This window comes from Pseudohalocynthiibacter sp. F2068 (assembly GCF_023015645.1).
GTDB lineage: Bacteria > Pseudomonadota > Alphaproteobacteria > Rhodobacterales > Rhodobacteraceae > Pseudohalocynthiibacter > Pseudohalocynthiibacter aestuariivivens.
In genome coordinates this window covers 47,035-58,530 of the sequence record NZ_JALKAK010000015.1, presented here as the reverse complement: position 1 = coordinate 58,530, position 11,496 = coordinate 47,035, and the positions used below count along the sequence as shown (strand labels likewise).

At 50.7% G+C, this 11,496-nt stretch carries 11 protein-coding genes; 4 read left to right on the top strand and 7 right to left on the bottom strand.

The annotated features are described in order from the left end of the window. Window positions 1-8: 8 nt before the first annotated feature. On the bottom strand, window positions 9-701 hold the full coding sequence (locus tag MWU63_RS16020; protein WP_213890369.1) for a GntR family transcriptional regulator: 693 nt from the start codon (window positions 699-701) through the stop codon (window positions 9-11). A gap of 415 nt (window positions 702-1,116) precedes the next feature. On the opposite strand from MWU63_RS16020, the gene MWU63_RS16015 reads away from it, so the two are divergent. The 3 genes from MWU63_RS16015 to MWU63_RS16005 all read left to right on the top strand — a co-directional run bounded on the left by MWU63_RS16015 (window position 1,117) and on the right by MWU63_RS16005 (window position 4,017). Beyond that, window positions 1,117-1,482: a hypothetical protein gene (locus MWU63_RS16015; protein ID WP_213890368.1), complete on the top strand. Its 366-nt coding sequence runs from the start codon at window positions 1,117-1,119 to the stop codon at window positions 1,480-1,482. A 63-nt stretch (window positions 1,483-1,545) separates the two neighbouring features. After that, window positions 1,546-2,961: a M20 family metallopeptidase gene (locus tag MWU63_RS16010; RefSeq protein WP_213890367.1), complete on the top strand. Its 1,416-nt coding sequence runs from the start codon at window positions 1,546-1,548 to the stop codon at window positions 2,959-2,961. Window positions 2,962-3,075: 114 nt separating this feature from the next. Next, window positions 3,076-4,017: a DMT family transporter gene (locus MWU63_RS16005; protein ID WP_247078675.1), complete on the top strand. Its 942-nt coding sequence runs from the start codon at window positions 3,076-3,078 to the stop codon at window positions 4,015-4,017. On the opposite strand, the gene MWU63_RS16000 is transcribed toward MWU63_RS16005, so the two are convergent. Then, complete coding sequence (locus MWU63_RS16000; RefSeq protein ID WP_213890427.1) at window positions 4,014-5,870, bottom strand: SLC13 family permease; 1,857 nt, start codon at window positions 5,868-5,870, stop codon at window positions 4,014-4,016. The two genes, MWU63_RS16005 and MWU63_RS16000, sit on opposite strands and share 4 nt — an antisense overlap. 347 nt (window positions 5,871-6,217) lie before the next feature. Here MWU63_RS16000 and gph point away from each other — a divergent pair, with 347 nt between their 5' ends. Next, window positions 6,218-6,868 carry a phosphoglycolate phosphatase gene (gene gph / locus MWU63_RS15995; RefSeq protein WP_247078673.1) on the top strand — a complete coding sequence of 217 codons (651 nt, stop codon included), beginning with the start codon at window positions 6,218-6,220 and terminating at the stop codon, window positions 6,866-6,868. 39 nt (window positions 6,869-6,907) lie between these two features. On the opposite strand, the gene MWU63_RS15990 is transcribed toward gph, so the two are convergent. The 5 genes from MWU63_RS15990 to phnD form a co-directional block, all read right to left on the bottom strand. After that, entirely contained in the window at window positions 6,908-7,822 is a 915-nt protein-coding gene (locus tag MWU63_RS15990; protein WP_213890364.1) for an HAD hydrolase-like protein, read from the bottom strand. Next, on the bottom strand, window positions 7,822-8,640 hold the full coding sequence (gene phnE / locus MWU63_RS15985) for a phosphonate ABC transporter, permease protein PhnE (protein WP_213890363.1): 819 nt from the start codon (window positions 8,638-8,640) through the stop codon (window positions 7,822-7,824). The genes MWU63_RS15990 and phnE (MWU63_RS15985) overlap by 1 nt, the downstream gene beginning before the upstream one ends. Then, window positions 8,640-9,452 (bottom strand): phosphonate ABC transporter, permease protein PhnE, encoded by an 813-nt coding sequence (phnE, locus tag MWU63_RS15980; protein WP_213890362.1) that lies wholly within the window; start codon window positions 9,450-9,452, stop codon window positions 8,640-8,642. Before phnE (MWU63_RS15980) ends, phnE (MWU63_RS15985) begins: the two co-directional genes overlap by 1 nt. After that, a complete protein-coding gene (gene phnC, locus MWU63_RS15975; RefSeq protein WP_213890361.1) occupies window positions 9,449-10,240 on the bottom strand; it encodes a phosphonate ABC transporter ATP-binding protein in 792 nt (263 codons plus the stop codon). Before phnC ends, phnE (MWU63_RS15980) begins: the two co-directional genes overlap by 4 nt. A 70-nt stretch (window positions 10,241-10,310) precedes the next feature. Beyond that, on the bottom strand, window positions 10,311-11,285 hold the full coding sequence (gene phnD, locus MWU63_RS15970; protein ID WP_213890360.1) for a phosphate/phosphite/phosphonate ABC transporter substrate-binding protein: 975 nt from the start codon (window positions 11,283-11,285) through the stop codon (window positions 10,311-10,313). Window positions 11,286-11,496 lie beyond the last annotated feature (211 nt).

The following is an 11,496-nucleotide window of genomic DNA, read 5'->3' as shown; positions in this document are numbered from 1 at the left end:
TCAGACACTTACGTTTCCGGGCCACCTCCTTTGCTGCCAGAATCTATGAACTTGAGCGTACGCTCTAACCCCTGTCGCAAATGCGCATCAAGATGATCAATCATTGCATCAAGATCATCACCAAGCGCCAAAGCCACATAGGCATCGTGCGGATTGTGCGTTAACCCACCCGGCTGATGCGCGCGTTCGTTCAAGGCAAAATAGAGCTGAATATTCGGCAGCATTTTGTGCCAGAATTGTTGCAGCAATCTGTTACTACTCACTTCATAGCACCAACTGTGAATGCAAAGCTCAAGCTCTATCCCGACGAGCGGGTCATTTTCCTTGGTATGACAATCGAGCAACCATTCGTTACGTTGTCGAAGGTCGTCACGCGCGCCAGCAGTTCGTTTATCCCAGCATTCGCGAAAAGCAAATTTTTCAAGGACAAAGCGCATCGAGTAAAGCTCTTTGATATCCTGAATTGTGAACGTCCGAACGCTGATCCCTTTATAGGGTCGGCTAATAAGCAACCCGCTGTCGACAAGTTCTTGCATCGCCTCGCGCAGTGGCGCGCGGCTTACACCCAGGCGATCCGCCAAATCCTGTTCCGTTAAACGCTGTCCTTCCTCGACACTTCCGCTCACGATTAATCTGCGCAAGCTACGTACGATCTGACTGCGTCGTGTCTCTTCGCTGAGCGGAGGCAAATCCATACTCATAGGCATAACCGAAAATAACAGCGCTTGATAAAGGTCTGGTTCCACCCGCTAAATTCTATGTGTCCGGTCTTGGTTGACCTGTCTAAATAGCACATAGTTCCATTAGAAAAGAATGGCTTGATCATTGAACCCCCAGAGTCGCCGCAGAATTGTCGACAATCTACAAAATTGCAAGCCCCTCACGATTACAAATTTCAGATTGCGGGACGCAAGTCCAAATTCAGCTTACTGGCAAAGGGTTAGCCATTCTAACAGGTTGTCTGAAAGAGTTGGGGTTCGGAATACAGAACAAAAACAAAAAGGCGTTAATAGATTGTTAATATCTGAGCTTCTCAAAGAATTGCGTACACTCTGTAACACTATCCTTGCCTCCGATTTATGAATGAGTAGTGTTTGATGTGGAGGAGATGCCCCAATGCGCCCAACATCTTGTTTACAACAAATTTCCGCGACCATCACGCTGTGTATTTTTTCGGCTACGGCTTCTGCCGAAACTTATTCCTGTGGCGAATGGAGCGAGGCGAGCTTGTTACACCGGGGTGTCATCAGCGTTGAGCTAAGAGAAAACACGCTGACGTGGAGCAACGACAGACAAACATACGGCGCTGAGTTAATAAATTCAGCAGTTGGCCACAACGTCTATTCTGATGATGCCTCTATCTACATGGTTTACGGATTACCACCAATGGACGAAGGCAATGTGTTTGACGGCAGACGCCTTACCATTCGTCGGATATTCTTTAGCTCCATGGCGCTACAGGTTTCAGAACTAATGTGTTAGATTCCGGAAGTTTGAATAGTTTCAATATTTTAAATAAAGACGCCAGGCGACAATCGAGGTGAAATGACATCAAACGCGATCAATCACCGCGAAAATGCCATCGCGCTCGCCACGCGCTATTTTGATGAAGGTCAGTTCAAATCTGATCTGGGCGCGCTTGTTGCTTTTGAAACCGAAAGCCAGGAACCCGGGAAAAAGCCAGAGTTGCTGCGCTATCTCTCCGAAGCATTACAACCTCGGCTCAACGCGTCAGGTTTCACATGCAAAATCTTTAACAATGACGACCCGCAAGGCGGGCCATTTTTGGTTGGGGAACGCATCGAGAATGTGAAGCTGCCGACAGTTTTGACCTACGGGCACGCTGATGTGATCCGTGCACAAACCAGCCAGTGGAGCGATGGATTGCAGCCATTCAAATTGATTGAAGAGAACGGGCGATACTACGGCCGCGGTACGGCCGACAATAAAGGCCAGCATCTGATCAACATCATCGCGATCGAAAGCATTCTAGCCGAGCAAGGGTCACTGGGGTTCAACGCTAAAGTCGTGATCGAAACCTCCGAAGAAACAGGTTCCGCTGGGCTAGCCGCCTTTTTTGAGGCCGAAAAGGAGCGGCTCAAAGCAGATGTTCTGATTGCGTCCGACGGTCCGCGATTGCAACCTGAAACCCCAACGATTTTTCTGGGCTCACGTGGCGGGTTGGGGTTTGATCTGGTCGTTAAACTGCGCGACGGTGCGCATCACTCCGGCAATTGGGGCGGGTTGCTTGCCGACCCCGCGATGATACTGGCGCATGCGCTGACAACAATCTGTGACCGTCGCGGACAAATAAAGGTGCCGGAATGGCGCCCGGACAGTCTAACGGAAAAGGTTCGCGCTGCGCTAAAAGACCTGCCGGTTGACGATACTCAAAACAGCGGCGAACCTAAAATTGACACCGAATGGGGAGAAGCGAGCCTGTCGCCCGCAGAACGTGCTTTTGGGTGGAACTCCTTCGCAGTGCTGGCAATGACAAGCGGAGTTCCCGACGCCCCGGTAAACGCCATTTCACCGAGCGCCCGCGCAACCTGCCAATTGCGTTATGTCGTGGGAACCGACCCGTCAGAGATTTTACCGGCCCTCCGCCGCCATCTCGATTTGCACGGATATGAAATGGTGAAAATAAAACCCCATGATGATGGCTTGTTTAGAGCAACACGCCTTGAGCCGGACCACCCATGGGTCATGTTCACCGAAAAATCGCTAAGCGAAACAACGAGCAAGAACGTGCATGTTCTGCCAAATCTGGCGGGCTCGCTGCCGAATGACTGCTTCACAGACATCCTGGGTTTGCCGACGATATGGGTCCCTCATTCGTACAGGGGTTGCTCGCAACACGCTCCTGACGAACATGTTCGCAAAGACATTTGCCGCGAAGCATTGCAGATCATGGCCGGGTTGTTTTGGGACATTGGCAACACGAAGACACCTACGCCCTAGCCGCAGCTGCGATAGTCACGCCAAACCCCGAATACGACGCATATGTCGCTGCGGGGCATGAACCAGGTTTCGCATAAGCGTATTTAAAAGAACAACAATCGTTTGGCTGACTGCGTGACTGACCTGTCTCTAACACAAACGGCGCAGCAAAATGCTGATGTCTTAAAAGGCAATGTGACCTGTGTAGCCGCAGTCGCTTTCTTTTCGCTTGGTTTTCCCGCAGCCGAAATTCTGCTGCAAAGCTGGGGAGCGCTGTCCCTTATTGCGGTGCGCAACGCGCTTGGCGCGATCCTGATCTTGCTGGTCTGGTTGTCGTTCGAGGGGATTCGCGCCGCAAGAAAAGCCCCATGGTTGAGAGGGATCTGGATTGGCGCGTTGGGGTTTGGGTCTGGTTCAACCCTTTTGGTGTTTACCCAGTCCTTAACAGACCCTGTTGTAACGGCGCTGGCAGCGGCCACAATGCCGGTGTCAGGTGTCGCACTTGAGGTGGTGCTCGACGGGCGCAGGTTAACCTTCTGGTTTGTTTCAGGGGTCGTTCTGGTGCTTGCGGGTGGGTTTATTGCAACGGGCATTAATCTAAGCGACGCCGGGTTCGGCTTAGGTGCCGTGATCGGGTTGCTGGCCTCAGCATTGTTTGCGTGGGGGTCACGCGCGACAGTGAAAAACCTGCCGGGACTGTCCTCTCTTGGAATGACCACGGTCACAAGTATCGGGATGATGGGCTTTTGCATTGCAGCCTACTGCGTTGGCGTATTTTTTGAGACGCCAGGAACAAATATCCCAGTTATCGACACCAAGAGCGTGGGATTGATGATCGTCTATTCCTGCGTAGCGCTTGCAATCTCTCAGGTGCTCTGGATCAGGGGCGTTGGCGGCCTTGGCATTGGCGTTGCCTCCTTCCACCTGAATGCAGCCCCTTTTTATGTGATGCTTATCCTTCTTGCGATGGGGGGTGACTGGAACTGGCAACAGGCGATCGGGGCTGCCGTGCTGGCAACAGGTGTCATCGTTGCGCAGCGCCGCAACGGCAAATCCAAAACAGTTGCGACACCTTAAAAAACCAGATTAAGCATGGTGAGCGAGACCACCATAAACAGGATGGTCATGATGCCGCCGCTCTTTACGAAATCGATAACCTTGTATCCCGCTGGCCCCATGATCAATGCGTTCACCTGATGGGTCGGAATGATAAATGAGTTTGAAGTCGAAATCGCAACCGTGAGTGCAAAAACAGCAGGGTTTCCACCTGCAGAAACAGCGATTGATACGGCAAGTGGCACCAGAAGAACAGTTGCACCTACATTCGACATGACCAATGAAAATGCTGTGGCCAGAATGGCAACCCCAGCCTGAAGCGCCCAAATAGGCCAGCCATCAAGAATATGCAGAATTTGCTGCGCTATCCATTCTGCGGTCCCCGTTGATTGTACCGCCTGACCCAGCGGGATGAGGCACGCCAAAAGAAAAACAGTATTCCAGCCGACTGATTTGTATGCTTCGTCAATACTCAGAACTTTGGTCAACAACATGCCCACCGCCCCTGTGAGAAGGCAAAGTGAAAGCCGAACGTCGGTGAACAATATCATCGTCAGGGAAACCAGAAAGAAGGTAAGCGCCCAACCAACCTTTTCAGGATGATGTTCTTCTTGCGGAAAATCGGACGTCACCACCACAAAATCGCGGTCCCTTTTTACGCGCGTCAGGTTCTCCCATTTTGTATGCGCAACCAACATATCGCCCGGCATAAACTTGACCAGACCAATCGCCGTTGGTGTGTGATCTTCGGTCTCGACATGTGAAAGCGTTTCTTCGCCCCTGTGAATCGCCAACAGGCTAAGCCCATAGGTTTTTCTGAGCAGCAAATCACGGGGTGACTTTCCGATAAGCTTGGAATCTGGCGGGATAACAACTTCTGCAATACCCGCATTTGTCGCTGCAAATTCTTCGGAAAACACATCAAGGTTTGGACGTATACGCAGTCGATACTTCGTCGCAAATTTTTCCACAATTTCTTGTTTGCCAATAATGGCCAACCTGCAGGGGGCTTCAATTTCTGCGGTCAGAACTTGTACCATCGACACTTTTCCACGGTAAAAAGTACTGATGATATAGAGATTATTTTCAAGGTTTATGTCCGCCAGAATTTGCCCGACCAAGGGGCTGTTCGCTGGTACATCCACCTCAAAAACGCTGGCCTTAAGCCCGTAAACACGTTTCAGGTATTCTGATGTTCCCTGCCCCGCAGATGCGTCAACTTTGCTACTTTCACCTGGTAGAACCCAACGCCCTAGCAGCAGAAAATAAAGTATGCCTGTCACGATAAGCATAAAACCAATTGGCGTGACCGAAAACAGACCGAATTGCTCCATCTGAAGATCAGCGCTTAATCCTTTGTTGGCCGTTACGATCAGGTCATTCAAAAGAATAAGTGGCGAAGAGCCAACCATCGTCATCGTACCGCCCAGGATCGCGCAAAACCCCATTGGCATGAGCAGACGGCTAAGCGGAATTCCTGATCGCGCCGAAATCCGGCTGACCACAGGTAGAAACAGAGCTGCAGCGCCAACATTCTGAAGAAAGCTTGAAATTATACCGACTGTTCCCGAAACAATTGGCAATATGCGCTTTTCTGTGCTGCCACCTCGTTTGAGGATCACGCCAGCGACTTTGTTCATGATGCCGGTTTTGTCCAAACCTGCACCGACAATCATGACAGCAATAATCGAGATCACAGCGTTCGAGGCAAAGCCATCAAAGAGGTGATTTACATCGGCAAGACGTTCCAGCCCCGGAATATAACTGAGAATTCCGATCAAAACGAGGATGAGTATTGCGGCCAAATCTATACGGATAACCTCTGACACAAACAGGAAAATTGTAAATACGAGTGTCGCAACAACGACACCCATCTCTGTTGTGAAAGCGATGTTCTCCAAATATTTTCTCCCTAGTAAGCCAACCACTTGCTTCGAATGCAAAATTCGAATCGCGAAAACGCGAGTTGGGTTTAGTACTTTGCGTCAAGATTACTCATTTTTAGCCGAAACGCTGACATTTTCTAGACATACGTCGAGTTGACATGCGAGATGTCAGTACTGGGCCAACACGAATACCTTCAGATTTCCGAATAGAAAATGTGCTGGCGATATTAAGAATGGCCTGCCTGAAACGCCTTTAGCGGGTTTCAGGTCTCTATTTGATTGTCGTCAGAAATGGCTGATCTATACTCTCGTGTTCATGCTCTAAGGTATTGAAAATGAAGACAGCAATTGTATTCGATCTTGATGGCACATTAATCGACAGTGCCCCTGATATTCAGGCAGCTATTAACAATGTGATGCGTGACGTCGCGGCAGACCCTTTTGATCTGCCAACTGTTGTTTCGTTCATCGGAAACGGTGTTCCGAAACTCGTGGAACGTGCCATGCAAAAAAGAGCCATACCCGAATACCGGCACGCGGAACTCACTCAGATGATGTTAGAGTTTTACGATGCCAATCCCGCTACGCTAACGCGACTATATCCCAATGTTCAGAACGCCCTGTTGGCACTCAAGCAGCGCGGGCATCCTTTGGGTATCTGCACCAACAAACCCGAAGAACCAGCACGCAAGATTCTTTCTGCCTTTGGGTTGGATGAGTTTTTTGGTGCCGTCGTAGGAGGTGACAGTCTGCCACAGCGCAAACCAGACCCTGCTCCGCTGCACGATACCTATCAAAAACTTGGCACCACATCATGCATCTATGTTGGCGACAGCGAAGTAGACGCGGAAACAGCGCAACGGGCGGGTTTAAGTTTCGCTCTCTTCAGTAAAGGTTACCGGAAAACGCCTGTTGAAAAGATATACAATACGTCTGTCTTTGACGATTTTGCAGAGCTACCCATAATTATCGAAACCCTCGTTTAGATAGGTTATACAAAAAGATCCGCTGCGCAAAGCTCCGTTTCAGGGGCTCGGAAGAATGAAATCTGGGAAAATTCCAGAAGTCGCAATAGCACTGGCAATATCAAACCCCTTCAAAGACCCGTAGTCAGTGACAAGTGCGGTTTTGACCCCTGCGACCTGACCACCCAGAATATCGGTGTGCAGCGTATCACCCACCATCACCACACGGTTCCGGTTAATGTCAGACGGCAAACGGCGAAATACCAGTTCATAGATATTCGCAAAAGGCTTCCCAAAGAAAGCGGGTGTGCACCCTGTGGTATCGGCAAGCGAATGGGCATAATGACCCGGTTGTTTTGACAACCCACCTTCAACTGGGGCCACGATATCCGGGTTTCCAACGAAAACCGGGCGCGGGTTCTGACGCAGCGATTTCTCAAGAAGCGATTGTTGTGCATCCGTCCAGTCTCCTGTTCCAAGAAGAATGAAGCTTTCAGCAGTGTCGTAGTCTTTGGGATCATTCCTCAAAAACGTGATGTCGAGTTTTTCGAACTCTTCCGTGCCGTATTCTGCTGCAGCCATAAGTCCCCAGCGGCGCGGTTCCTCATTTTGCAACGCAGCTAAAAGCGTTTCGCGGCTTGAAACGATGTCCTCAGCCGCAAATGTGTAACCCAGGCGTTCATATCGCTTCATGAGCAATCGTTTCGGGTAGCCAGCAGAATTGGTGACAACCATGACACGTTTGCTAGCCGCTTGCAGGTCGGCGATACGACGGCATGTCCCCGGAATCGCCTGTTCACCGATGTTCAAAACCCCGTAAGCATCAAGCAGAAACACGTCAAACTGATCGGCAAGATCAGCCAGGCTATTCACCATCATAGGTCTGGTTTCACCGCCCGCTTGTGGCAGCCTTTCCCGCACCTGCTGATAGGCGTCAAACGCCCATTTGCTGTCTACCTCGGGATCGACGCGCATCAGATAATGGCACTTCGAACTTTTGCTGAAACCCACTCACCAAGCACGACTGCCATCAGAATAACAATCAGGATCAGCGCGACCTGTGGCCATGCCAGAACATTAAGAGACGACGAAAGCTGAAGCCCGATCCCGCCTGCCCCAACAAGGCCTAATACGGTGGATTCGCGGATGTTGATGTCCCACCGGAAAACAGAAATCCCGGCGAAAGCGGGCAATATTTGCGGAACAATTCCAAATGCCATCACCTGCCAACGGCTTGCACCTGTAGACGCTATCGCTTCGGTTTGAGCGACGTCTATCTCTTCAATCGCTTCATAGAGAAGCTTGGCGCAGAATCCGATAGAACGGATGGCAATCGCAACAACACCTGCAAAAACCCCCGGTCCAATGATAGCGATCAATAAAAGTGCCCAAATCAAAGAGTTGATTGACCGTGTTGAAACGATAATCAGCAGTGCGATAGGGCGTATGAAAAGCGTTGACGGAGTCGTATTGCGAGCAGCCATGAAGGCCACGGGAACCGCAAGGATCAAAGCGCCAATTGTTCCGAGCGTCGCGATATTCAGCGTGTCCCAGATGGGCACCCATAGCTTTTCTATGTAAGACCAGCGCGGCGGGGTTGCGCGTGCAAGAATATCGCCTGCAATGCTGGGCGCGTCCCAGACAAAAAACCATGTGGTTGCTTCTGAAATCCGGTTCCAGCACCAGACAAAAATGGCCACGCCTATCAATGTGAAAAACCAGCGTGTCAGTTGGCTTTTAGAGTCGCGCCGTTGCCAGGCCTTGCGGCCATCAGAGAGAGTTTTAACAGGCATTACTGAACCCTCGCTCTGATAAGACCGGAAACATATTCAAGAAACATGACGGTCCCGATAATAAGGATCAGGATGGCGGCGGCTGTGTCGAATTCGTACCGGTCAAACGCCGTGTTCAGCGTAGCACCTATACCCCCGGCCCCAACAAGCCCAAGGATCGTGCTTTCACGAAAGTTGATGTCGAGCCGGTACATGGAAAGTCCAATCAGGCGCGGCATGAACTGAGGTTGCACACCATAGTTGATCCATTGCATCCAGCGCGAGCCTGTCGCCCGAATTGCCTCGGCCTGAGATTTATCCATCGATTCAATGTCTTCAGCGAGCAGCTTTGACAAAAAGCCGATTGTTGCAAAAGACAGCGTCATGAACCCGGCAAGCGGACCAAACCCAAAGATCGCAACAAGCAGAATTGCGACAATAATTTCCTGTAACGCCCGACTTACGGCGACGATGCCGCGACAAATCACATAGACTGGCAAAGGCGCGATATTGCGCGCCGCGCCAAGGCCGATAGGAATAGAGATCAGGATACCGACGACCGAGGACGCGACTGTCATGATCAGGCTTTCAATCATACCTTCCCATATATCCGTGGCGCGGCTGGTGAAGTCTGGATTGGTGAATGACGCGATAAAGGCAACGCCGCGGTCCAGCCCCTCATAAACACGTGACCAGTTGACTTCTATCGATGCTATCGCCGCGACAAGATATAGAAACGTTCCAATAAGCAAAGTGTACCGCAGCCAAGGGCGTTTGATGAAAGCGGGCTTACGCCAGCGCTGTCCGACACGAGCCTGTAGTGCCGCGCTCATGCCGTCACCATTTCGTCTTCATCTTCGACTTTTTCGATCGTCGCTTCCCAATCTTCTTCGCCGTAGATGCGTGTCAATACATCTGGTGTTAGCGCATCTGGTGGCCCGTCAAATTCAATTGCACCGAATCTCAGGCCAACGACGCGTTGGACAAACATCTGAGCCAAGGCCACATCGTGAATGTTGATAATTGCGGCGAGGTCGCGTTCCGCGCAAAGTTCGCAAATCAGGCGCATAATCTGGCGGCTTGTTTTCGGGTCAAGCGACGCCGTGGGTTCATCGACCAGCAAAAGCGCAGGGTTCTGAATAAGCGCGCGACAAATTCCAACGCGTTGACGTTGCCCGCCTGACAATTCATCGGCCCGTTTGTCTGCCATTTCCAGCAAACCAACCCGATCAAGCAGACGGAATGCTTCATCGACATCAGACTGCGGAAAGCGGCGTGTGAAGCTGCGCCAGAACCCGACATAGCCCAACCTGCCGGACAGCACATTTTCCATAACTGTCAGCCGCTCAACAAGCGCGTATTCCTGAAAGATCATCCCCATCCGACGGCGTTCGCGCCGAAGCGCACCCGACCCGAGCTTAGTCAAATCGACGTCGCCCAAAAAAACGCTTCCGGAGGTTGGTTCAACCAACCGATTTATACACCGGATAAGTGTAGATTTACCCGCGCCGGAAGGGCCGATCAGTGCGAGCACCTGCCCTTGCGGAACTTCGAGATCAACAGATTTCAGGGCTTTGTCACCCGTTGGATACGTTTTATCCAGCTCTACAAGCCGCAGCATGCCCCTACCCCCAAGTTGGTTATTTTTGGAAGTGCGGTCCGTTTTTCGGACGGACCGCCTTCAGATTTATTTATTCGCAAGCGTAGGAAACATTGTTTGCGGTGTCTATTTTGCGGATAACATCCCAGAATTCCTGATATGTCATCTCAATGAACTGCGCTTCGTTTGATTTCTCAAACTCTGCTTCCAGGCTGGAACCTTCCCATTCAAAGCTGAAGAACGCTTCGCGAATTTGTTCCTGCAGTTCCGGCTTAAGATTGTAGACAACGCCAAAACCTGTGGTTGGGAACGTTTGCGACTTATAGATCGAAACAACCTGATCAGGTGTGATCACTTCGCGCTCGATCATCCGGCTCATCACCGAATTCGCGATAGAAGCAGCAGGGTAGTCCTGATTGGCGACACCCAGAATCGAGTTGTCATGTTTGCCCGAGAACACGGGTTCAAAGTCGCGCTCAGAAACCATATCAAAATCAGACATCAGGATTGCCGAGGGTGCTTTGAAACCCGAATTAGACGTAGGCGACGTAAAGGCAAGCTGGCCACCACGGATATCTTCAACACTATCGATTCCAGATCCAGGATACGTGATGATCTCCATTTCATAGCCAAAACCACCATCGGCAGAGGCCATGATTGTAAATGGCCGGAAACCGGCGCAGTTCACAGCCAATGGGTTTGACCCTGTATTGAAGCCGGCAATATGTAAACGACCCGACCGCATTGCTTCGATCTGTGCGGCATTCGACTGCACAGGAAAGAACTGCACTGATTTTCCGGTAACGGCCTCAAGGTGCGTCAAAAAATCGGACCACGCTTCTTTGTAAACGGCTGGATCTTCAACCGGAGTATAGGCAAAAACAAGCGTTTCCGGATCAAGCAGTTGGCTTTCGTCAGTTGGGGTGTCGGCAATCAGATCACCATCGACATCACAGTAACGGTCATCAAGGTCGCCACGCGGACAGTCTTGCGCCGACGCCGGCGCAGCAATTGCCATACCGGCGACAAAGCCAGACGCGATAATGGTTTTTGTAAGTAGGTTCATATTAATCCTCCCAGATTTTCTTTTCCGAACGGTAAAGGCTTTCGCCAAGATCACAAACAAAATCAACATTCACAGTGTATGAAAAACGAAGCCGAATAACCAATATGGGTTGATCAGACAAGCGCATTCAAACTTCGGGTTCATAATTTTTAAAGTGCTCTTGTCTGTTCACCTTCGATTTCAGCTGACCGTTTCATCTGCGGCCTATTCG